Below are 23,421 nucleotides of genomic sequence, written 5' to 3'. Positions count from 1 at the left end.
AAATGTTAGAATTATTAAAAGACCTCTGGGATTTTCTAAGAATCAGAAAAAAAATTTGGTTAGCACCCATAATCGTTATTTTATTATTATTAGGTGCTTTACTTGTGTTAACGCAAGGATCTGCGATAGCTCCTTTTATTTATACTCTGTTTTAGATTATTAGGACTATGGTTACTCTTGAAAATTCGTTAGTAGTTTACTGGAATTTTGATTGAGTAGTATGGTAATTTGAGCTTTTGAACCTCCGTCAAAATAAGTCAAATCATCAAACGAAAGTCTTTTGGCCATAAAGATTCCGCGCCCGTGGGTTTTGAAGGCGTTTCTGGTCATAGCCTGTAAAGAAAGGTACCTCTGCCAATCAAACCCTTTGCCTTGATCTTTGATAATAATGATGATCTTATCTTGCAATTTTTGAAAATGAATTTCAACATGTTTGTCTTTGTATTCCGGAGCTTCCAAACGACGTAAGATTTCTTCCATTAGCTTATCATTATTATGTAATTCTGTTTTTTCCTGGTATGTAATTCCGAGATTACCGTGTTCGATCGCATTGTTTAAAATCTCCATAATTCCGGTAAGTACTCTTTCCGGATCAGGGCATGCATTTGCCAGGATAGGTGCAAGTTCATGCGATTCTTTGATTGTACGGATTCTAAACTCTCCATTCACAAGATGGCGTAAGGCACCCATCCCTTTGTGCAAATCTTCTTTTGCGCGTAATAATTTTACATAATGTTCGACCGCAGTACGAACGATGGTAACGAGCACCGCTCTGGAATAAGGTTTTGTCAGATAATAAAATGCACCTGAATCCAAACCTTCCGTCATATCTGAAATACCGCTCATTGCAGTTTGAAATATAACCGGTATATCTCTCCACTTTTCGGACCTTTTGATTTTTTTTAAAAGTTCAATCCCATCCATATTGGGCATCAATCGATCCAAAATGATGGCAAAAAATGAATATTCATCCGAATTTAAAATTGCTAATGCTTCTTCTCCGTCTTTCGCCTTTACAATCATAAACCCTTTTTCAGAAAGAGATTCTTCAATGATCATCAAATTGATTGATTCATCATCAACTGCGAGCAATGTCATCGTCATTTCAGATCCCTCCTATTTTGCGGTAAAAGCAAACTGAACACGGCACCGCCTTCCGGGTGGTTTTCCGCATAAAGCAAACCGTCGTGATCATTCAAAATCTCTCTTGAAATCGAAAGTCCAAGTCCTGTACCTTTCGTACCTGCCTTAACCTGCTTAGACTGAATGAATTTCTCAAAAATCTTATCTAAATCCTCCGGAGGTATTCCTGGTCCATAGTCCCTTATTTGTAAACCGATACCTCGAACATAATTCTTAGTCATTTTAGGAATAAATTCCCTTTCAATCTTGGTTATTTCAATATTCGTCTTATCTGGTATGAATTTTAATGCATTTGCAAAGATATTTCGCAATACTTGCTGAATTCTTTCGTAATCAAACTCAGCCTCCCATCTCTCTCCCGACTGATCGAAGATAATTTGAATGGATCGTTTTTCCAAAATAGCTTTCATTTCACTAATCACGTGTTTGATGGTATCTTTCAAAGAATGTCTCTCGAAAATATACCGCATCTTTCCCGCTTCAAGTTTAGCAATATCCAAAAGATTTTCAAGCAAACCAAGCAATCGTTTTCCCGAAGAATCGATAATCTGGAAATACTCTTTTAGCTTTTCAGGACTGGACAGTCCGCTTTTTTCTTCACCTAATTCGGCATAACTCAGAATTGCATGGATCGGTGTTTTGAGTTCATGGGAAATATTCGCCAAAAAAAGAGATTTGGCGTAAGATGCTTCTTCCGCCACTTCCTTTGCAATCTTCAATGCCATAGTTTGTTCTTCTACAAGATCTTCCAAATGATTGCGATATTTGTACAATTCGGCTTCCTGCATTTTGCGATGGCTGATATCCCTGATGATTCCAGTGAACATATGGCCGTCTTCTGTCTTGAATTCGCCTATTGAAAGTTCGCAGGGAAATTTTTCTCCTGACTTTCGAACCGCGACCAATTCACTTCCGATTCCTATGGAAGAACTCGGGCTTCTCTCCATATAGTCATGTAAATTTTCTTTTCCTTCCGAATTGGAAGGTATTATGATCTCAATGTTTTCTCCCAATACTTCTTCTTGGGTGTATCCGAAAATCCGTTCGGCTGCCTGATTGAAAAACTGGATCGAACCTTCGGAACTGATAATCAAAATGGAATCCGCAGCATTTTGAGCCATAGATAAAAAACGGGATTCACTTTCCAAAAATGCGGCTTCCAATCGCTTTCTCTCTGTTATATCACGATGGGTTGACATGACATGCCCGTCATAGAGCACAACAAATCTCACTTCCGCATAACGGACATCCTCACCGACACTATATTCGTATTCTTTCCAAAAAACCTGGTTTCTCCTTTCGTTTAAATATTCAATCGCTTCCGTTGCAATTTCTGTCAGATAGTCCGGCAAACCGTCTGACAGGTATTTGCCGATAAAATCTTTCGGATCTTTGCTGATAGATAAATATTTGGAAGGTTTGTAATCGACGATCCTTCCGTCGATCGTGAATTTAAGCCAAAAATCCGGATTGGAACGAAGTAAATTTTCCAATTCCCTGAGAACCTCGTCCGGGGAAAAAGAGTTGGGGTTTTGCCAAATTCTATCTGTAGGTTTAAATGGATTCATTCTTTGGAAAAAGGATTCTATATAGGACGATACATTCTATCGCCATTTTAGGAAAGAAATTGTAAGAAATGACAAATAAAAAAGGCTGAACGAAAGGATCTTCCATTGCTCTATCAGAACCTACTCAAACCTATTTTATTCCAGTTTGACCCGGAATCAGCACATCATTTGGTTTCTTCGTTTTTTCATTTATCCCAAAAAATACCTTTCTTAAACCAAACCTTATCTTCTGTTTTTAATTACGACTCTCCCCGGCTCTCACAGAAAGTGGCCGGCATTCATTTTCCAAATCCAGTGGGACTTGCCGCCGGATTTGATAAAACCGCTGAATTATTTCCTTCTCTTATCCATATGGGCTTCGGTTCCGTAGAAGTAGGTACCGTCACTGCAAAAGAGCAACCTGGAAATGAAAAACCCAGACTTTTCCGTTATGGAAAAGAAAAAGCACTGATCAACCGAATGGGTTTTAATAATCCGGGGGCAGATCGGGTTGCAGAACTTTTGAAGGTTCAAAAAAAATCGGGAGTCCGAGGTATCAACGCGGGAAAATCCAAAGTTACTCCTCTGGAAGAATCCGTCTCCGATTATGTGTACAGTTTTCAAAAATTGGTTCCTTATGCGGACTATGCGGTTGTCAATGTAAGTTCGCCTAATACACCAGGACTTCGTTCCCTTCAATCAAAGGAAGCTCTGACAGAATTGATCACCGGAATCAAAAAAGGTTTTGATGGAAATTTCCCTGTTCCTCTTTTTTTGAAACTCGCGCCCGATCTTTCCTTACAAGAGTTAAGCGAAAATCTGGAACTTTGTCTGAGTTTGAAAACGGACGGAGTGATTCTTACCAATACCACTTTGGACAAAAAAAATCTCGGACCTGGTGCTCATCCGGAAGGCGGTTTGTCGGGTAATCCGCTCTTTGAAAAATCTTTGGATTTTGTTTCGAGAGCTTATCAAATATTGAAAGGTAGAATTCCCATCATCGGAGTCGGAGGAATCGATTCAGGAGCCAAAGCATTGCAGATGTTCGAAGCTGGCGCCAATCTCATTCAGATTTATACCGGTTACATCTATGAAGGTCCGTTTTTGCCCAAGACTATCAATACATACCTGGATCGTTATATGCTCAAAAACAATATTAAAAACATAGCGGAAATTGTCGGAAACAATAGTAGAGTAAAATAGTGAAATCTTCCTGCGGTCATTTCGGTATTTGCGGCGGTTGTACTAATCTTTCCATGGATTATGGAAAGGAGCTGAACAAAAAGGAACAGTTTCTGAAAGAAACATTTTCCGCTTTCCGCCATGTGGAAATAAGACCGATTCTTGCAAGTCCGACTTCCGAACTCTATCGTCATAAATTACAATTGCCCTTCGGTCGCAGAGTCATCGGCAAAAAAGTAATCACTACTTTAGGTTTATTCAACAGAGAATCCACTTTTATCGTGGACCAGAACGAGTGTTTGATCCAAGAACAGGCGTTAACCGAAATTACGTTGGCAGTTAAACTTTGGGCCCGCAAAGAAGGTCTCCCTCCTTATAACGAAAAATCCAAACGTGGGATTCTAAAATACCTCGTTGCCAGAAAATCATTCACAACAAAAGAAATTTTAGTGGGAATTGTAACGGCCCAAGAGCATATCCCTCACCCCAAAGATTTATCCAAAAGATTGCACAATCACATAACAGATCGTATTGGCAAATCGGGCAAGTATGGAAAATTAGTCGGCATCATTCAAAATATCAATACACGCCATACCTCCATGGCACTCGGTAGAGAAGAAAATCTTCTCTGGGGTCGTCCTTATATCAATGAATCCATTGGAAAATACCGCTTTCGAGTCGGACTTTCCACATTTCTGCAAGTCAATCCTTCGCAAACTCCAAGTTTGTACAATTTGATACTGGATGAAATAGAAAAAGGCAGCCGGGTCATTGATGCCTATTCCGGAATCGGAACAATTTCTCTTTGGTTGTCCGGCGTGGCAAAAGAAGTGATCGGTTTGGAAGAAAATCCGAATTCCCACAAAACAGCGATCGAAGCACTGAAAAACAATCATGTTTCCAACGTAAAATTCAGAAAAGGAAGAGTTTCTGAAACCTTACCTATGTTACTTGCTCAAGACTATTCAACCGTTGTTCTCGATCCTCCGAGATCAGGCTTAGGCGAAGAAGTAGCATTGGAACTCGCAAATTCCAGAATACAAAAAATCATCTACGTATCTTGCGACCCGATCAGCCTTAGAGATGACGTTAGGATCTTAAGCAAAAATTATTATCTAAGTTCTTTGCAGCCAGTGGATATGTTTCCCAAAACGGACCATTTGGAAACGGTTGCAGTTTTAAATCGAAAAGCGTAATAGAGACGCGAGCATCAAAATTTAGAGAGTATTCTATCTTTTTCTCTTTTTATAATCTTCGAAATTGATAATCTGTAATTTTGAATTATTTGCAATCTTAGTAAAATCAGAATCATAAGTAGCCAAAATCAAGTCATTGGATATCGCAATTTGTGCAATTAGAACGTCAATAGTAGCAACAGTAATGCCTTTTTTCGCTAAATCGTTTCGAAGTTTTGCTGCAAAAATATGATCTTGATTGCTCGGAACAAGATAATTGAAAAATCTTAAATGTTCTTTAATATCTTCAAAAAGTTTTGGGTTTTTTATACCAGTAAGAATTTCTTGTAAAATAATTCCCGTTAGGAAAATTTCATCTTCGTTCCGGATGATATGAAATAAAAAAGTGTCCTCAGACTTTATGGATTTGGTTTTTCTTCTAAAGGCCTCGGACCAGACTGAACTATCGAGAAATAGATTCATTAATGAATAAAAATAATTCCGTATTAATTTCTAAGTTTTTTATAATTAACAGAAGAATCATAATCGATAGCATTGATAAACTTAATTATATCTTTTTGCTTATGTTTTTTAATAAATTCAATTAACGCAATATTTACGGTTTCTTTTTTGGTTTTAAGACCACCGACAGAAAACGCTTCTTCCAGCAAATTAGGATCAATATTTAAGTTTGTTGCCATATTAGAATTCCAAAATAAATTCTACACATTCGAATGTGTAGGTCAAATCATTTTTTTCAAACCTCACCCACTACCTGTTTTGCGGCAATTTTACTGAATGCCATAATGGTAAAACTGGGATCCACACTTACCCCGGTAGGAAATACGGAAGAATCGGAAACAAACAGGTTTTTGAATCCATGCACTCTGTGAGTGGAATCTACAACCGAATTATGAACATTCGTTCCCATACGGCATCCACCCGCAGGATGAGGCGCTGCCATAGGAAATTCCCCCGCTCTCCATTCCAATGATTGAATCTCTTCCCATTTTGGTAGTTTGGAAAACCGATGGGTTTTGAAACCGGGCAGAAATACTTCCTTTGCTCCCGCTTCAAAATTTAAAATCATTTGTTTGTATGTAAGATCGTTAAAGATCTGTTTTGTGATCCTTCCGAAAGGATAATGAATTTTTCTTTTTCCGGACCGATCCACTTCAATGCGTCCCAGTTCGGTTTCCACATCATCAATCCAACCGATGGTTCCCCCCAATCTTGGCATCTGTTCCATAAATTCGGAATGTTCTTTTCCAAATCCGGGAATGAGTGCTGCAAGAGTTGCCGGTTGCAATTGGTTCGGCATGAGCATATACCCACCTTGCCTGTAATCTCCGTTTCTATATTCGGCTAACCGGAATGCTTCGACCCCATAGGCCGCAGGAATATTTCTCCATTGAATGATCGGTTCTTCAAACAAAGCATGAACCATAGGAGATGGATTGATGGCAAGGTGTTCCCCGAGCATGGGCAACCGATCCTTAAATCCGTTACGAAGTAAAAACGTAGAACTTCCAAATCCGCCTGCCGCAACACAAACCGCTTTCGCCTTAAATATTATTTTTTTGGATTCGGGACGAAGCGTTGCCCTATCAATCGAAATGGTTTCCAATCCTACGACTTTTTGCCCTTGGATCAGCAATTTTTCAGCACGAAGATCCGTATACACATCGGTTCCCAGTGACACTGCACGCGGAATATGAGTTACCAGCTGCGACTGTTTGGCGCCAAACATACAACCTTGCATGCAATGCCCGGACTTTTGACAATTTTTCCGTGCTTGCGGGACTGCATGTCCTTCCCAGCCTAATGTTTGCGAGGAACCGCGAAAGAGCTGGTTCATTCGATTGAAGTAAGGTTCACTCGCAGGGTTTACATTCAAATTTTCTTCCAACTCATTCCAATAAGGAAACAAATCTTCCGGAAGATGGCCCAAGACACCGTATTTGCGATTCCAAAGTTTCAGCCTGTCGTCAGGTGTTCTATAGCTGTCTGCCCAGTAATGTACAGAGGCCCCGCCCAAATTGTTTCCATACACCAGAGAAACACTTCCATCGGAAGTAGTATGAAAATTTCTTTCGGCGGAAATTTTTCCAGCCATATTCAATTCGTTATTATCGAAAGTCCCGGTATGATAATTGCCTCCTTGTTCGATTAATGCAACATTCACTCCCTTTTTGGCAAGTTCGTAGGCAAGAGTCGCACCTCCGCATCCTGACCCGATCACAACCACATCAGCATGAATTTCTTCTCCGTGAGAATATGATTTCCAGTTTCTGTAATTTCCCACTTTCATTTAACTAACGTTCACCGATTTTTTATAATGAATTCTGGACTCGCTCCATTTTTCAGGAGGGTTGCCAAAAGGACCGTCGTATCCGACTTGCATCCATGTACTTTGATGACCGTAGTAAACAAGAAAGGTGACTAATTTTAGATTTCCAATAATGGCCCGTACAGTATCCGAATCCGTATCTTTTGTTTTATCCAAAAAGGAAATCCTATCTTCTACCGGCAGTTTATGAAATCTGGAAAAGGAGCCGTAGAAAAAAGGCAAATAATCAAGTCCTAGAATTGCCATATGAAATTCCTCTTGAATCTCCTCGGATACGAAATAAAATTCCTCATCCAAACGGCGAATTACTTCCGCCTGGCGAAAATCAGGCAGATTTTTTTCACTCGGGAGCAAAACAACCGACCATGCCTCCATGATTTTCAATTCATAATCGGAAAAGAAAAGATACTTTTCCTTTTTGTCTTCGGCACAAGCCCAACTAACAAATAACAAGCCGGCGAGACTCACCCGATTCAAAAAACCTTTTCTAGAAAATTTTTCAGATTCCCAGTGCATAAACTCTTCCTAAATTTTTAAGATTTTTCCGTTTTACCGCAACAGGCTTTCCATTTTGCAAAAGGAACGCGTCCCCCGTTGCAATGATATCCCAAACTTGCCCTCGAAAAAAAACATTCATACCATTCTTAATTTGATGTGCTTCCGCTCTTCCCAAGAGTGAATACTTTTTCCACGCCTGCCATTCTGTGATTTGATTTATATCTTTCAGGTTCACATCCTTCGGTATTTTTCCTCCGTTATACCCATTCCATTTTTTATCCCACGCATCGGCCGGAGCAAGCAAGGAAGGTATCGCGAGCAAAGTTGCCGATTGATTCGAAGCATTTTGGTAGGCTTCAGGGTACCAGGAATCCGCACAGACCAAAGTGGCAAGAGTTCCCAAAGAAGTAAGAATCGATGGGTTTGATCCGGGATCAAATCCGGAAATAAAACTTTTTTCGTCTTCGATAGGAAATGATTTTCGGGTGACGCGCTCATCTACTTCTCCGTCCGAGCGAAAATAAAAACTTACATTTTGCAAAGGCCCGTCGGTAACGGTGATCTTTCCTTCAACGACTTTCGGTTCCGGCAAAATAATGGAACCTGCAACAATGGCGATTCTGTATTCTTTCGCCAAACGGGAAAATACGGTTTGATAAGAATGAGCCATTTGCCAAGCCTTCATCCGAAACAAAGTTTCTTTCAAACTATCCGTGGAAGAATTATTTCCGAATAAATAAAACCAAACAAATCTACCTAGATTTTTTAAAACCACGATTTCCATAGCATCGCTCACTGTGTTTTTTTCAAAAAGGGATTTGTCTTCACCGCTTGCTACAAGCCAGGTTCCGATGTATTCCGGCAAAACCACCACGGTTCTTTCCACAGGTAGAACTTCTTCTCTTTTCGCATAATCAAAGTAAACTTTCAAACTCTGATAGAATGCTTCGTCGGTCGAATAGGAAGATTGAATCAAATAAGGCTCGATTCCAACCAAATACCCTTTTTGCGGTCTGCCTTCGGTTTGAATCTCTATTTCCGACTTTGGCTGTTTTGCCAAAGCAGTTTGTAGATCCAACTCGGTTTTGGAACAGTTTGTAAGTAGAATAACTAAGAAAGAAAAACAAATCCAACGCATTCGTATATTTTACACTGAATCCAAACTAGAACAATATTTTATTGTCTTCCTCCATTTTTCTCATAGAGTGACCCTAATCTATGAAAGAGAAAGTTTCTCCGAAAAAAATCGTACTCGCATACTCCGGCGGTTTGGACACCTCCGTGATTTTAGCATGGTTGAAAGATACCTATGGTTGCGAAGTCATCGCATTTTGTGCCGATGTAGGCCAAAAAGAAGAGCTCACTGGCCTGGAAGAAAAAGGCAAAAGCACAGGTGCATCCAAAGTTTATATCCAAGACTTAAGATTGGAATTTGCCCGTGATTTTATTTATCCTGCGATTCGCGGATCTGCTATTTATGAAATGCGGTATCTTTTAGGAACATCTCTTGCTCGTCCCTTGATTGCCAAAGCGATGGCGGAAGTTGCCGAAAAAGAAGGTGCAGATGCATTTGCTCACGGTGCCACAGGTAAAGGAAACGACCAGGTTCGTTTCGAACTTACTTTCAAAGCACTTTCTCCCAACTTACAGATCATAGCTCCATGGAGAACTTGGGAATTCGGCGGAAGAGCGGATCTCATCGAGTATGCAAAAAAGAAAGGAATCCCTGTTCCTGTAACAGCCGCTAAGCCATACTCGATGGACAGAAATCTAATGCATATTTCCTTCGAAGGCGGAATATTAGAAGATCCTTATAATGAACCGAAAGAAGATATGTTTGTTCTTTCCGTTTCTCCCGAAAAGGCTCCTGACAAACCTACCTACATTGAGCTTGGTTTTGAAAAAGGAGACTGCGTTTCCATCGACGGTAAAAAACTAAATCCTTTGGAAGTTTTGGAAACACTCAATGACTTGGGTGGAAAAAACGGAATCGGGAGAGTGGATATCGTTGAAAACAGGTTAGTTGGTATTAAGTCAAGAGGAGTATACGAAACTCCCGGCGGAACAATTCTTCACATTGCTCACCGCGATTTGGAATCCATCACTTTGGATCGGGATACCCAACACAAAAAAGACGAGCTTTCTCAAGAATTTGCACGTTATATTTATAACGGCCAATGGTATTCCAACCAAATGAATGCTCTTCGAGCCTATATAGATTATACCCAACAATTCGTTGCCGGTACAGTAAAAGTAAAACTATACAAAGGCAATTGTACAGTTGTTGGGCGAAAATCCGACAAATCTTTATACAACGCCGGTCTTTCTACTTTCGAAAAAGAAGAATTGTACAACCAGTATGATGCGGAAGGATTTATAAATCTTTACGGACTTCCTATGAAAGAATGGGCAAGAGTTAGAAAATCATAATGAGAGCAGTTGCAGTCTATCCTGGCTCCTTTGATCCATTTACGAATGGACACCTCGATATCATTCGGCGTGCCCATCCGTTGTTCGATAAGATCATCATTGGAATTGCAAACAATTCAAATAAATCGTCTCTTTTCTCAGCAGAGGAAAGAACCCAGTTGATAGAAAAAGTTCTTCATGGTTGGGAAAATATTGAAATCGATACGTTCCAAGGATTGACTGTCGACTATTGTCGAAAAAAAAATTCAAGAGTCATTTTAAGAGGATTGCGCGCTGTCACAGACTTCGATTATGAATATGCAATTTCCTTAATGAACAAAAAATTGGCCCCTGAAATCGAAACTTTTTTTCTGATGGCGGATAATGAGTATTCTTTTGTATCGTCTACCATCGTCAAAGAAGTAGCACGGCACGGCAGAGCGGTTTCCAATCAGGTCCCCGATGTAGTGAATGAAGCTCTTTTGAAAAAGTTTCACGGATAAAATTTAAGTCCTAAGAAATATGGCAAAAACCAAATCTACTATATTCTATGCTATTACCCTTTTCGGGTTTGGCTTGTTTGCTTACTACCTGATTCAATTAGGTACAGACTTGGAAACTCATGCGATTATCATAAAGAAAGATGATCCTGAAACTTTGGTACAAGGTATCCTTGCTCAAATCAAACACCCTCTTGCTCTTTTGTTTTTACAAATCATTATCGTAGCGTCTTTTGCCAGGTTTGTAGGATATATATTCTCCAGAAAATTAAATCAACCCAGCGTAATCGGAGAGATTGTTGCAGGTATTTTGCTCGGACCTTCGTTACTTGGGTTCTTCTTTCCTGAGACGATGGGATTTCTTTTCCCTAAAGCAAGTTTGCCTACTCTGGGAACATTCAGTCAGATCGGATTGGTTCTGTTTATGTTCATAATAGGTATGGAACTGGATATAAAAGTTTTAAAGAACAAAGCACATACTGCCGTTATCATCAGTCATGCGAGTATCATTTTTCCTTTTTTTCTAGGAATGATTTTGGCATATTATCTGTACCAGGATTACGCTCCCGACAATATCTCATTTGTATCTTTCTCTTTATTTCTAGGAATTGCGATGAGTATCACCGCTTTCCCTGTGTTAGCTCGCATTTTACAGGAAAGAAATCTAACACGAACTCCGTTAGGTGCCCTTGTGCTTACTTGTGCTGCCGCAGATGATATCACTGCCTGGATTCTACTTGCAATCATCGTCACGATTTCCAAAGCAGGAAGCCTGAATACCGCTCTATTTACAATAGGGCTTTCCTTTGCTTACCTATTGGCAATGTTATTTTTCGTGGCACCTTTTCTCAAAAGATTAGGATCCATCTATATCTCCAGAGAAAATCTTACGAAAACCGCCGTATCGATTATTCTACTGATACTATTTACCTCTTCCTTCTCCACAGAAGTGATAGGAATTCACGCATTATTCGGCGCCTTCCTCGCGGGAGTGGTCATGCCTTCGGAAGGAAACTTAAAAAAGCTGATCGCAGAGAAGATAGAAGATCTTTCCGTAGTTTTATTTCTTCCTATCTTCTTCGCAGTCACAGGACTTCGAACTCAGATCGCACTTCTAAATGACCCAAAACTTTGGGGAGTGCTCGGACTTGTCATTTTGATTGCTGTGATCGGAAAATTTGTAGGAAGTGCGATTGCCGCTCGTATAGCAGGGTCTACTTGGGAAGATTCCTTATCCGTAGGAGCCTTGATGAATACCCGAGGTCTTATGGAACTAGTAGTTTTGAATATCGGATATGATTTAGGAATTTTAAGCCCTGAAATTTTCGCCGTGTTTGTTTTGATGGCTTTGGTTACAACAACGTCTACGGGACCTGCACTGGACGGAATCCAAAGATGGTTTTCCGCGAATAAAAAACTCACTGAAATCAAAAAACCGGAAGAAAACAAGCTCCACGTTGTGGTTGCTTTTGCTCAGGAAAAAATGGGAAAAAGCCTGGTACGATTGGCATATGCATTGTCCGGAAACCAGAAAAAAAACCTGGATATCACCGCGTTGCATATTTCTCCGAACGATTCTTTGACCAACGAACAGTTGACAAATTACAGAGAAGCAAGTTTTGAATCCATCCGAAATACCGGTGCAGAACTCGGAATGGAAGTGAAAACGGAATATAGAACAACGGATAATATCACTTACGAAATCGTAAATTTTGCCAAACAAAATCATTCCAATCTATTACTGATTGGTGCCGCAAAATCTCTTTTTTCCAGAAGCTATACCGGTGGAAAAATCAAAGGAATTTTAAATTATACTCCGGCAACTGTGGGAGTGTTGATCGACAATGGTTTGGAGTCTTACGACAAAGTGGGAATCATTTACCATTCCCCGAATGACCCGATTCTCAAATTTGCGGAAAAATTACTAACCCTTAAAGGCATGAAATCCGCCAAACTCAAGCTAGAGGACATACTTCAACCGGAAACAGACATCAATCCTTACCCTATTTCGGTTTCGAAATTATCCTCTTTTTCAGTTGTGATCATTGACTTGGATACTTGGGATGAGGTAGGTTTCGAAAAAATAGAAGAGTTGCCTACTTCTTTTCTTTTGGTTCGTTTTCATTCCTAAAGATTCGGTTGCTTTTTTGGGTTTTTATGAGGTTCTGGACTTATGGAAAGAACTTTCATCATGCTCAAGCCGGATGCCGTTAAAAATATGCATATCGGCGATATCCTTCAAAGAATCGAAAAAGAAGGATTTAAAATCCTAGGACTTAAGTCCTTAAAACTCAGCCTCGAAGACGCAAAACAGTTTTACAAAGTGCACTCCGCTCGCCCATTCTACAATGACCTTTGCAATTATATGGCATCAGGTCCGATCGTGGCAGCTGCACTGGAAAGACAAAATGCTGTATTGCATTGGAGAGATGTAATCGGTGCTACTGATCCGAAAGAAGCGGCACCGGGAACAATTCGCGCACTATTTGCAGAAAGTAAAGAAGCAAATGCGGTGCATGGTTCTGACTCCGTAGAAAATGCTCTCCAAGAGATTGCTTTTTTCTTCAAAGGTTACGAGCTCAATTAACCCTCATTAGCCGGCTTGTGAAAATCAAGTCGGTATTTGTTCCCAAGTGAGTTCTTTTTTATATCATTTAGAATCCGCAAAATCACTATTCGAGCCTTTCTTTATCCCGACCATTCAAACCATCCTAAAAGGATTTTCTCCCTCACGGGTCAGTGATGCCGCTATTTACAGTTTGCAAGCAGGTGGGAAAAGAATTCGTCCCGCAATAGCAATTAATAGCTATTATGCGAATGATAATTATCCGAAACCGACAAACGATACACATCTAAATAACCTACTTTATCTGTCTGCCGCAATAGAAAGTATACACACTTATTCTTTAATTCATGATGACCTTCCTTCCATGGATAATGATGATATGCGAAGGGGAATGCTGACTTGCCATAAAAAATTCGACGTACCTACAGCAATCCTTGCCGGAGATGCATTGAATTCTCTCGGTTTTTATCTGATCCGTTTTCTCGATTCAGGTGATGCTGACCTTCTGAAAGATTGTTTGAATTATTTACATGAAGGCGCTGGCATTCCCGGGATGATCACCGGTCAAATGGAAGATTTGGAAGAGGAAGGAAAATCCGAAATTTCGGAATATAGAAAAAGCATGTCCGGGGAAGAAAGGCTTCTTTCCATCCACGGAAAGAAAACAGGAGCACTTATTATTGCAAGTTTCCTGTTAGGCAATCGCCTTCGCTCTGATTTCAGAGAAAGAGAAGTAAAGATCAAAGAGTATGCCAAAGAGATCGGAATTCTATTTCAAATCACGGATGATATTTTAGATGTGGAAGGAAGCGCGGAATCTTTGGGGAAAACTCCTGGCAAGGATGCAAATTCGGGAAAACTCACTTACCCCTCTCTTTATGGAATGGAAACGGCAAAAAAAATGCGTGATGATTCCAAAGACAAAGCTTATTCTTATGCAATCAAACTGGAATCGGAAACAAACCAATTCTTCAAAGGATTGCCAAACTACATTGCAGAAAGAAAAAATTAGACTGGATGACAGATTAGTTTCACTGGGGTTATGCAAAGATAAAAAGGAAGCTCTTTCTTTTATTTTATCCGGCTCGGTGCTTGTAAATGACGAACCGGTCACAAAAATCGGATTTCATATTCGCATAACGGACAATATCCGAGTTAGGGAAATCATCAAACAATATGTTTCTCGTGGAGCAAAAAAACTCCTAGGTGCCCTGGAAGCTTTTCCGAAAGCAAATCCCAAAAATAAAATCTGCTGGGATTGGGGAGCCTCGACAGGCGGTTTTACCCAAGTTCTCCTAGAGAAAGAAGCCAAACATGTTTACTCCGTTGACGTAGGTTACGGACAATTGGCTCAGAAGCTGGCCAATCACAAATCGGTTACGGTCTTAGACAGAACTCATATCAAAGAACTAAATTGGGAACTATTGGGTGGCAAATCCGATTCCATCTTTATCACAATGGATCTCAGTTTTATATCTCTGCTATCCGTATTTCCAACAATCACTCGTTTGGCGAAAGAATCTTCGGATACAAATTGGGAAGGAATCAGCCTGCTAAAGCCGCAGTTTGAAGCAAAGGAAAAAGATCTTACCGAGGGAATTGTCAAGGATCCGTTGGTAATTGGTAAAATCATCCGGCAGGTTTGGAGAGAGATTCGAAAACAGGATCATTCCATTAAAATTTTAAGGATCGTGGAATCTCCCATCAAAGGAACGGAAGGAAATAGAGAGTTTTTATTTTGGTGGAGAAAAGAAGGAAAAAATCTTAAGTAAAAACGGAGACTGCTTCTCTCAATTGATCGGTTGTAAAAGGCTTCATTAAATATCCATAGGACGGGTCTTTGGATATTTTTCTTTTATGATCATCATCCAAAAATCCGGTTAAGAATAAAATCGGAACTGAGAATTGATTTTTCAAAGATTCCGCAGTTTCCATTCCGCTGAGAGAACCTTCCAGATTGATATCCATAAGAATCAAATCAGGAACTTTTTCAGAAACAATTTGAAATGCTTCGTCCCCCGAAGGAACTACAGCAATCACGTTGAATCCGAAAGACTCGATCTTCTGTTTGATATTGAGCCCTAGGAACGGTTCATCCTCAACGACAAGGATGTTCTTTTTCATCATATATGCACGATTTTCAACAAGGCTCTCCCTTAAAAGTAAAAATAGCTCAGTGTTTATTAAATACTTTGATTTCCCTGGCTATGTCACTTGACCTTTCCAAATGAATCGCATGTTTCGCGCCTTTCAACCAAACCAACTTACTCCCTGTTATATAGGACTTCATTTTCTTCATCATAGCGATAGGTGTGATTTCATCATTTTCACCTGCGATGATTAGGGTGGGAATTTTTATTCCGCGAATTTTGTCGCCGTGAAAAATATGGTGTTCTTTTTTGAGAGTGTTCTCTTGTAAAAATTGGTTTTCCCAACCGTTCCAAACTGTAACCAAAGTTTTTCGTAATAAAAAGTTCGGTTCAGGACTATCCGACCCATAAAGATGACTAAGAAGTTCTACCACTTGGTTTTCCGTTTTAGGAAATAGCAACTTCTGCATTCTTTCTCTTTCAGGATGAGGAATGCCTCCTGGCGAAAGCAAAATTAATTTTTTAATACATTTGGACTTGTCTGCCAGAACCATATGTTGTGCAATCAAACCACCCATAGAATGACCGACCAAAGTCACATTCTGAAGGTTCAGTTTTTCCAAAGCTTCCAAAAGTAGATCCGCCCAGACGTCAATTTGGAATAGATATTTTATCTTCGGAAGTCTGCTATTTCCATAACCGGGATGGTCAAAAGAAATAATCCTCTTTTTGTCGCCTAATAAATCTTTGATGATTCTTCTAAAGCCGAAACTATGATCCAAAAGTCCGTGTAAAAAAACAACACAGTCCTTCTCATCGGTTTGGAAGTCCCAAAAAAATAGAGAATGCCCTCCCAGATCTACGTATCTCGGAATGCCTTCCATATTTTTCATTGATTTGCTTCGTTGAAATTGATAATTTCGGTAGATGATTCTATAGATAAAAGAAAACATACTTTTTAAGAGATCCGACCGTCATATTATGATTGAACAAACGAATTCATTACTTCCGCTGATTCAAAGTCTTTTCTTACCATCCTATGAAGGCTTTCTATTAGTCGATTCTAAAAGTTATCGAATTCTAATCGCAAACCCTAGCATTGAAAAACTTTTGGGATTTTCTGCCGCGGAGTTACCCGGACTCAAACTGGAAAGAATTCTTCCTCAAAACGGTCTGTTTGTACGAATGATCAATGTTTTAAACGAACATGAAATTAATAAAAAAGTCCTTTGGCAATTGAGGAAAAAAAACGATGAATTGATTCATATTGAATTTATGTTACAGCGGCAAACTTTGCCTGATGATTCTTTGGAATGCATTGCCATCTACGTAGAAGATAAATCCGCCATTAAAGATTTGGAAGTTCAGATCAACTTTACACAAAATCTATTTCAAGCCATCCGCGAAGTCAAACAAACCATTCAGGAAGATAAAGAACCGAATTTAATTCTTCAAACCGCATGTATTTTTCTACAAAAAGCAAAACAATATGATTTCGTCTGGGGAGTCTTAACAAATGAATTTGAAAACCATATTGAATTTTTTGAAAAACAGTCATTAGGCTTAATTCATAAATCCGTAGTGGACTTTTTTAATACGCCCGAAACCTCAATGCCTATGAAAACTTTATTGGAAAAAACCAATAGTAGTCCGTTCTCATATTCAAACAAAGAAGATAAGTATAAAGATTGGTGCAAAGAATTCAAATATTCCGGCGTCATGTACGGATTCTGTTTTCCGATTTCTTGGAACAATTTAATATATGGTGGTCTGGAAATCATATCCTTTCAGGAAAATCCGTTCACCCCCGATGAAATCAGTATTATCAATGAAATAGCAGTCGATATCGGATTCGCGATATTTTCCAAAATCAATGAAGAAGAAAGATACAAAGTACTAAAGAAAACCAGATACCAAGGGAAATTATTAGATACGATCGAAATTCCTATTTTTACTTTAGATCAGTATCTTAGATTGGAATATGCAAATGATACCGCCATAAAAACTCTGGGAATTTCATTCCAAGAATTAAAAACAAAAGATCTGCTAGGTTTATTTCATTTGGAAGATGAGATTGTTTCTTCCATACTTCAGGAATCAGTCAATAAACAGATCATTGTTAAAAACTACAACAATGAAGAAATTTCGATGATGTTTCAGTCATCCATTATCCGAGATGATAATGGTGATTTTCAAGGACTCATGGTTATTTTATTCAATCTTACCGAACTGGCACATGCGGAAGAGGCGCTTAGAAATTCCGAGGAAAGACTAAGAACTATTTTTGCAACGATGAACAACGGTATTGTGGTGGTAAATGATGAAGGCATTATCCTTGATATTGCGCCGATTTTTAAATTTTTACTATTTCAAGTTGTTCCCATCGAAGCGGGAGATTTTGTATTTTCCTTTTTGGATAAAGTACATCAGGACTTATTTAAAAACACGATTCAGCAAGCGCAAAGAAGTTTAACCATTCAAACCAGAGATTTTTTCTACACAATTCTAAACGAAGAATATTCCTTCCAAGTAAGATTCATACCGATCAAACGGTTTTCCAATCTGGAAAGAGTTGTCATGCTGGTTTTTACAGATACGACGGAAGCAAAAAGACTTGATCGCCAATTGATCGAATCCATGAAATTCGTAAGTATCGGAGAGATAGCGGCGGGACTCGCTCATGAAATCAATAATCCGTTACAAAGCGCCTTACTTTATTTAGACGACTTAATTGTTGTCGAAGAAGAAGATCCGGCAGAAAGAAAATTAATCTTAAAAAAGATCGAGTCTGCGAATTTACGAATTCGGGATTTGGTGAGGGCACTTTTGGATTTAGGTCGTGTCGAAAGTCCCAACCGGGATTTGGTTTCTCCTTATTATATTTTAGTAAGAGCGAGCGAGCTAGTCGAAGTAAGTTGTAAAAAAAAGGGAATTGAATTTACCCGTCATGCAGGTCCGAATTTACCCGGAATCTTTGTTCGCTGGCAAGAGATAGAACAAGTACTAATTAATTGCGTTGTAAACTCAATCAACGCTATTTCCGAAATGGAAAACCCGGTTCCGAATCCGAAAATAGAAATTGGAATTGATCTTGTAAGGATTAGTAAAAAAGATTGGGTAGTGTTTTCTATTGAAGACAATGGTCCCGGTATGAGTGAAAATGTAATCGAGCGCGCCTTTCTACCCTTATTCACAACAAGAAGAGAGAAACAAGGTACCGGACTAGGGCTTTCCATCTCAAAAAAAATTATCAATGACCATGAAGGTGATATTTCCATTAAATCAAAATTAGGAGAAGGAACTAAGATCGAGATATTACTTCCTGCGCATGTAGAAACCAATGAGTAAAATTCTAGTCATCGACGATGAAGAAGAAATACGCATCGCCTTAAAGCGTGTATTAACCCGTGAAGGGTATGAAGTCGTATTATCCGCATCGGTTTTAGATGCGATAGAAAAGGTAGATTCGAATAAAGACTTCAGTTTAGTAATTTCTGATATTATGATGAAAGGAAAAAACGGAATTGACTTCATTCAATACGTCTCGGAATCGAACAAAAATCTTCCCGTTATTCTAATTACGGGAAATCCCAATCTAGCTACTGCCGAATCCGCAGTCAGATTCAAAGCATTCGAATATATCTCAAAACCGGTAGATCGATTTCAGATTCTTTCCGTTGTAAAACGTGCGATCGATTCCAAAACAAAGATAGATGTAGATGCGGAAAAATTACACCAATCCGAGATCATGGAGAAAGTACTACGGTCTCAGTATCTTGATCTTAACAGGCAAAATGCGGCGATTTTAAACGCAACTTCAGATGCAGTAATTACAATTGATTTTAATAAAACCATCGTTTTCGCAAATTTCGCGGCTTTTGAAATGTTCCATTATCCTTCTCCTGCAGATTTGATCGGCCAAACGGTTCAAGTATTGTTCACAGAAAACAAAATGGATAAATACATAGATAGAATCCAGGAAGTGATGGGCAAAAATCAAAAAAAACAAGCATACCAACAAGCGGACGTTACATTAAAAAGATCCGATGAAACTACTTTTGTTGCCGATGTGGCGATCTGTACTTATATTCTAGACGGCGAATCTTACTTTACAGGCGTTATTCGAGATGTTACTCAGAAAAAAATGATGGTAGAGCAGTTAATTGATTCTGAAAGAAGGGCTTTTTTATCTACCGTAGCTGCGAGCATAGGCCACGAAATTAACAATTCACTAACCGCCATACAAGGATTTGTTGAAATGGCAACGAAGGAAACAGCTGAAGCCAGCTTGAAAGATAGAGCTTTGCAAGTAACATTAAATCAAACGCAAAAATTGCAAACTTTGACTTCCAATTTACTACAACTGGGAAAATCTTCGAAAACACGTTCGGAAACAATCGAATCCATAGATGTAAACAAAGTAGTCTCTCATGTTTTGGAAGTATTCAAAGAGACTGCCCGTTTGAAATACTGCCAAATCAATTGGGAACCAGGAGAAAAACTTTCAATCAAAATCAATCCTGATCAATTCAGTTTGTTATTATCAAATATTTTATTAAACGCGGCAGATGCGACCAAGAATACCGGAACCATTTCCATTCAGGCTTTCAAAGAAAGAGGATCTGTTCACCTATCCATTACAGACGACGGATACGGAATGACGGAAGAGGTCATTTCAAAAATTTATGAACCTTACTTTACTACAAAAGAATTGGGTAGAGGAACAGGACTTGGAATGTTTGTAGTGAAGCAAATTATCGACTCCTTCGGAATTAAATTGACCATCAGCTCTGAACCGGAAAAAGGTTCCGTATTTACTTTTATTTTCTCCAACTAAAATCATTTTTAAACAGATAGCTATGACCAATATTCTTTCGAATGAAATATCAGATTATTTGGATTCCTTATACCATGAAAAGTATAAGATCCTACCTTTACAGGAAGAAGCGTCCACAAGAAAGTATTTTCTAATCGAAACGAGAGATGCGAAAGAAGTACTTTGTGTTGATCAGAAATTAAATCGGGACTTTATTGAGATTACAAAATTTCTACGCGCCAATCAAGTTCGTACCCCCGAAGTGATTCGAACGAATGAGGAATTAAATTTAACATTTATTAGCTGGGAAGGAAAGAATGATCTGAGTAATTTAAGCCTGGATCAATATAAAAAGCGACTCCCTGAAGCATTGAATTTAATTTTAAAACTCCAAACCCTGGAACCGCCTCAAATTGTTGCAGAGCGACGATTTGATCTGGAAAAGCTTATGTTCGAAATCAACCTCACCGTTGAAAAATTTCATGCTATAAAAACAATTTACGGTTTAGAAACGGAAATCACCGACGAAGCTAAGTATTTTTTAGAGGAAACAGCAGGCTATTTGGACAAACACCCTGTGAACGTTTTCACTCATAGAGACTTTCATTGTAGAAATATTCTTTTGAATGAGGAAAACGGTTTAACCTTGATTGATTTCCAGGATGCAAGAATGGGAATTCCCCAATATGATCTGGTTAGTTTGATCTATGACGCCTATTACCCACTAACAAAGGAATATCGCTCCGAATTGATCGATTATTTCCGAAAACGCACCATAGGAAGCGATAAAAAATTCAGAGAAAGTCTGTATCTGCAAGCTTTACAAAGATCTTTCAAAGCATTAGGAACTTACTTCAGAATGGTGGCTGATGAAAAAAAAATGAAATTTAAACCATCGGTTCTTTCCTGTTTGCAACAACTGGAAGAAATAGTTCAAATAGGAATGTTCGCCGATTCCATTTATGTTTTTATTCGTTCTTTGAGAAACGAATTAGCAAAACATCCCGAATTCAGATCTATACCAAATTTCTTATGAAAGTTTTCTTTTTAGCGGCAGGTTTTGGGAAAAGAATGGGAGATTGGACCAATGATACTCCGAAACCATTATTAAAAATAGACGGTATTTCCTTTTTGGACTATTCTTTTTATCTGGCAAACCAATGGAAGCTCAAGGACGGTTGGATCAACGTACATTACTTAGGTGAAAAAATCATAGATCATTTGAAAAATTTCAAAGGATTGAAATTACAAATCTCTTTTGAAAAAAAGGAAATTTTGGGAACAGCGGGAGGAATTAAAACTGCATTTCATAAGAATATTCCGAACGAACCGATTTTGCTGATGAATCCTGATACTCTTTTATTTCCGGAGTCCGATTTCAAAATCCGAAAAAATCTTCCCGTTCACTCGAAAATCCATCTTTATTTACAGAAATTGAAACCTAACGAAAATTATACTAAAATTCATTTAACCTATGACGGAAAAATTGAGTTTGGATCGGGAGATTATTATTATATCGGACTTTCCATTCTTGATCCGAGTGTATTCGATGAAGTTCCCGTAAATACCCATTACAATTTGTCCGCCATATTTAAGGATCTCGCAAAAACAAATCAAATCACCGGAGAAGTATTCAAAGGAACAAGTTTGGATCTAGGGGAACGAAAATTATACGAAGATTCTATAAATCAAAATATTTTCGGAGAAAAAAAAACATCCATTTTAACATTTATCGAAGATTCTTTTACGAATTGATTCTTATATTTTAAGTAATACGATTAATTCCCGAAATTGTCCAAGATTTCCTTTCTTCTCGCTTCATATCCCTTCTTTCCAAGCAAAGCAAACATATTGTTTTTGTAATCTTCTACACCAGGCTGATCAAAAGGATTTACACCTAACATATAACCAGAAATCCCACAAGCGAATTCATAAAAATACATAAGTTCTCCCAAAATCTCTTCGCTCAATCTGGGAATTTTAATCTGCAAACAAGGAACCTCTCCGTCAGAATGGGCAATCAAAGTTCCAAGCACTGCTTGGTCGGACACTTCGGATAATTTTTTTCCGGCCAAATAATTCAATCCGTCCAGGTCTTCCGTTTTTTCTGTCATATAAAGATCATACTTGGGAGTTTCGATCTGGATAACGGTTTCAAATAAATTACGTTCCCCCTCTTGCAAATATTGTCCCATCGAATGTAAATCGGTTGTGAACAGAACTCCTGCAGGAAAAATTCCTTTTTTATCTTTGCCTTCACTTTCTCCGTATAATTGTTTCCACCATTCTATAAAATACGCAAGTGAAGGAGAGTAACTTACCATTACTTCCGTTTTTTTACCTAGTGAATAAAGTGCGTTTCGATAACTGGCATAAACACAGGCTGGATTTTCCTTTGGTAAAGAATCTTTTGAAAGCTCTGCTTCCATATTTTTTGCTCCTTCCACAAGTTTATTGATGGAAAAACCGGCGGCAGCAATCGGCAATAACCCAACAGGCGTTAAAATAGAATACCTCCCGCCTACATCATCTGGAATAGTAAATGTTGGAAAATGATAATCGTCTGATAATTTTTTTAAAGCACCTTTGGATGCGTCCGTTGTGGAAAATACCCGGTTTTTAACTCCTTCTTTGCCATATTTACGCTCCAAAAGAGAAAGTAACAAACGAAAGGCGATCGCTGGTTCGGTAGTTGTCCCCGATTTGGAAATTACATTTACTGAAAATTCTTTTGTCTCCAGAAAGGCAAGTAGCTGAGCATGATAATCGGAATCCAAATGATGACCGGCGTACAAAATCCTAACCCCTTTTTTCGGTACTTCTAAATTTTGAAATGGTGAAGACAAAGCCTCAATGACGGCACGTGCCCCTAAGTAAGAACCTCCTATTCCTACTACCACAAGAAACTGCGAATGACTTTGGATGATTTCCGCTGCCTCTCGAATTTTTGTTAACTCGGAAGAACTGATGGAAGAAGGAAGTTTTACCCAACCCAAATATTCATTCCCTTTTCCGGTCATGGAGAGAAGCGTATCTTTTGCCTTTGATGCATTTGAAAACTGAGTATTTATTAGCGAATCAGATATAAATTTGTCTGTAAATTGAGTTGATAGTTTTAAATTCGCCATTTGTAAATAACCTCGAA

23 protein-coding genes are annotated in these 23,421 nt (G+C 38.8%); 13 read left to right on the top strand and 10 right to left on the bottom strand.

Annotated features, from left to right (window positions below):
* The first annotated feature begins 2 nt into the window (after positions 1-2).
* Positions 3-155: a DUF5989 family protein gene (locus EHS11_RS19795; protein WP_167884383.1), complete on the top strand. Its 153-nt coding sequence runs from the start codon at positions 3-5 to the stop codon at positions 153-155.
* 16 nt (positions 156-171) lie between these two features.
* On the opposite strand, the gene EHS11_RS07755 is transcribed toward EHS11_RS19795, so the two are convergent.
* Together EHS11_RS07755 and EHS11_RS07750 are read right to left on the bottom strand one after the other, a co-directional pair.
* Complete coding sequence (locus tag EHS11_RS07755; protein ID WP_246047674.1) at positions 172-1,104, bottom strand: response regulator; 933 nt, start codon at positions 1,102-1,104, stop codon at positions 172-174.
* A complete protein-coding gene (locus EHS11_RS07750) occupies positions 1,101-2,711 on the bottom strand; it encodes a sensor histidine kinase (protein ID WP_135763809.1) in 1,611 nt (536 codons plus the stop codon). Before EHS11_RS07750 ends, EHS11_RS07755 begins: the two co-directional genes overlap by 4 nt.
* 105 nt (positions 2,712-2,816) lie before the next feature.
* Between EHS11_RS07750 and EHS11_RS07745 the strand changes: the two genes are divergently transcribed.
* Both EHS11_RS07745 and rlmD read left to right on the top strand, forming a co-directional pair.
* Positions 2,817-3,893, top strand: coding sequence for a quinone-dependent dihydroorotate dehydrogenase (locus EHS11_RS07745; RefSeq protein WP_135763808.1), 1,077 nt, complete (start codon positions 2,817-2,819; stop codon positions 3,891-3,893).
* Complete coding sequence (rlmD, locus tag EHS11_RS07740; protein ID WP_246047673.1) at positions 3,893-5,068, top strand: 23S rRNA (uracil(1939)-C(5))-methyltransferase RlmD; 1,176 nt, start codon at positions 3,893-3,895, stop codon at positions 5,066-5,068. Before EHS11_RS07745 ends, rlmD begins: the two co-directional genes overlap by 1 nt.
* A gap of 33 nt (positions 5,069-5,101) precedes the next feature.
* Here rlmD and vapC read toward each other — a convergent pair whose 3' ends face one another.
* The 5 genes from vapC to EHS11_RS07715 are packed head-to-tail and all read right to left on the bottom strand — an operon-like array spanning position 5,102 to position 9,033.
* Positions 5,102-5,530, bottom strand: a complete 429-nt coding sequence (gene vapC / locus EHS11_RS07735) for a type II toxin-antitoxin system VapC family toxin (protein WP_135763806.1) — start codon at positions 5,528-5,530, stop codon at positions 5,102-5,104.
* Between the two features lie 23 nt (positions 5,531-5,553).
* Positions 5,554-5,748, bottom strand: coding sequence for a type II toxin-antitoxin system VapB family antitoxin (locus EHS11_RS07730; protein WP_135763805.1), 195 nt, complete (start codon positions 5,746-5,748; stop codon positions 5,554-5,556).
* A gap of 56 nt (positions 5,749-5,804) precedes the next feature.
* Positions 5,805-7,358 carry an FAD-dependent oxidoreductase gene (locus tag EHS11_RS07725; RefSeq protein WP_135763804.1) on the bottom strand — a complete coding sequence of 518 codons (1,554 nt, stop codon included), beginning with the start codon at positions 7,356-7,358 and terminating at the stop codon, positions 5,805-5,807.
* A complete protein-coding gene (locus EHS11_RS07720) occupies positions 7,359-7,913 on the bottom strand; it encodes a hypothetical protein (RefSeq protein ID WP_135763803.1) in 555 nt (184 codons plus the stop codon).
* Positions 7,897-9,033, bottom strand: coding sequence for a carbon-nitrogen hydrolase family protein (locus EHS11_RS07715; protein WP_246047672.1), 1,137 nt, complete (start codon positions 9,031-9,033; stop codon positions 7,897-7,899). Before EHS11_RS07715 ends, EHS11_RS07720 begins: the two co-directional genes overlap by 17 nt.
* Positions 9,034-9,113: 80 nt before the next feature.
* Here EHS11_RS07715 and EHS11_RS07710 point away from each other — a divergent pair, with 80 nt between their 5' ends.
* The 6 genes from EHS11_RS07710 to EHS11_RS07685 are packed head-to-tail and all read left to right on the top strand — an operon-like array spanning position 9,114 to position 15,142.
* Entirely contained in the window at positions 9,114-10,325 is a 1,212-nt protein-coding gene (locus EHS11_RS07710; protein WP_135763802.1) for an argininosuccinate synthase, read from the top strand.
* Positions 10,325-10,807, top strand: a complete 483-nt coding sequence (coaD, locus tag EHS11_RS07705; RefSeq protein WP_135763801.1) for a pantetheine-phosphate adenylyltransferase — start codon at positions 10,325-10,327, stop codon at positions 10,805-10,807. Before EHS11_RS07710 ends, coaD begins: the two co-directional genes overlap by 1 nt.
* Positions 10,808-10,826: 19 nt before the next feature.
* Complete coding sequence (locus EHS11_RS07700) at positions 10,827-12,935, top strand: cation:proton antiporter domain-containing protein (RefSeq protein ID WP_135763800.1); 2,109 nt, start codon at positions 10,827-10,829, stop codon at positions 12,933-12,935.
* A 42-nt stretch (positions 12,936-12,977) separates the two neighbouring features.
* A complete protein-coding gene (locus EHS11_RS07695) occupies positions 12,978-13,391 on the top strand; it encodes a nucleoside-diphosphate kinase (protein WP_135763799.1) in 414 nt (137 codons plus the stop codon).
* Between the two features lie 46 nt (positions 13,392-13,437).
* Complete coding sequence (locus EHS11_RS07690; protein ID WP_135763798.1) at positions 13,438-14,382, top strand: polyprenyl synthetase family protein; 945 nt, start codon at positions 13,438-13,440, stop codon at positions 14,380-14,382.
* Complete coding sequence (locus EHS11_RS07685) at positions 14,363-15,142, top strand: TlyA family RNA methyltransferase (RefSeq protein ID WP_135763797.1); 780 nt, start codon at positions 14,363-14,365, stop codon at positions 15,140-15,142. Before EHS11_RS07690 ends, EHS11_RS07685 begins: the two co-directional genes overlap by 20 nt.
* Here EHS11_RS07685 and EHS11_RS07680 read toward each other — a convergent pair.
* Together EHS11_RS07680 and EHS11_RS07675 are read right to left on the bottom strand one after the other, a co-directional pair.
* Positions 15,135-15,497 carry a response regulator gene (locus EHS11_RS07680; RefSeq protein ID WP_109021758.1) on the bottom strand — a complete coding sequence of 121 codons (363 nt, stop codon included), beginning with the start codon at positions 15,495-15,497 and terminating at the stop codon, positions 15,135-15,137. The two genes, EHS11_RS07685 and EHS11_RS07680, sit on opposite strands and share 8 nt — an antisense overlap.
* Before the next feature lie 46 nt (positions 15,498-15,543).
* Positions 15,544-16,413: an alpha/beta fold hydrolase gene (locus EHS11_RS07675; RefSeq protein WP_246047671.1), complete on the bottom strand. Its 870-nt coding sequence runs from the start codon at positions 16,411-16,413 to the stop codon at positions 15,544-15,546.
* Between the two features lie 28 nt (positions 16,414-16,441).
* Here EHS11_RS07675 and EHS11_RS07670 point away from each other — a divergent pair, with 28 nt between their 5' ends.
* Genes EHS11_RS07670 through EHS11_RS07655 form a run of 4 tightly spaced genes read left to right on the top strand, consistent with a single transcriptional unit; the run spans position 16,442 to position 22,031 of the window.
* Positions 16,442-18,808: an ATP-binding protein gene (locus EHS11_RS07670; protein WP_135763796.1), complete on the top strand. Its 2,367-nt coding sequence runs from the start codon at positions 16,442-16,444 to the stop codon at positions 18,806-18,808.
* Positions 18,801-20,297: a hybrid sensor histidine kinase/response regulator gene (locus EHS11_RS07665; protein WP_135763795.1), complete on the top strand. Its 1,497-nt coding sequence runs from the start codon at positions 18,801-18,803 to the stop codon at positions 20,295-20,297. Before EHS11_RS07670 ends, EHS11_RS07665 begins: the two co-directional genes overlap by 8 nt.
* Before the next feature lie 22 nt (positions 20,298-20,319).
* On the top strand, positions 20,320-21,312 hold the full coding sequence (locus EHS11_RS07660; RefSeq protein WP_135763794.1) for an aminoglycoside phosphotransferase family protein: 993 nt from the start codon (positions 20,320-20,322) through the stop codon (positions 21,310-21,312).
* Positions 21,309-22,031 carry an NTP transferase domain-containing protein gene (locus tag EHS11_RS07655; protein ID WP_135763793.1) on the top strand — a complete coding sequence of 241 codons (723 nt, stop codon included), beginning with the start codon at positions 21,309-21,311 and terminating at the stop codon, positions 22,029-22,031. The genes EHS11_RS07660 and EHS11_RS07655 overlap by 4 nt, the downstream gene beginning before the upstream one ends.
* Positions 22,032-22,054: 23 nt before the next feature.
* On the opposite strand, the gene EHS11_RS07650 is transcribed toward EHS11_RS07655, so the two are convergent.
* Complete coding sequence (locus EHS11_RS07650; RefSeq protein WP_135763792.1) at positions 22,055-23,404, bottom strand: glucose-6-phosphate isomerase; 1,350 nt, start codon at positions 23,402-23,404, stop codon at positions 22,055-22,057.
* Between the last annotated feature and the right edge of the window lie 17 nt (positions 23,405-23,421).

The organism is Leptospira ilyithenensis, from assembly GCF_004771005.1.
Classification (GTDB): Bacteria; Spirochaetota; Leptospiria; order Leptospirales; family Leptospiraceae; genus Leptospira_A; species Leptospira_A ilyithenensis.
The sequence above is the reverse complement of the archived record's forward strand: the minus strand, read 5'-3'. Positions and strand labels throughout refer to the sequence as shown.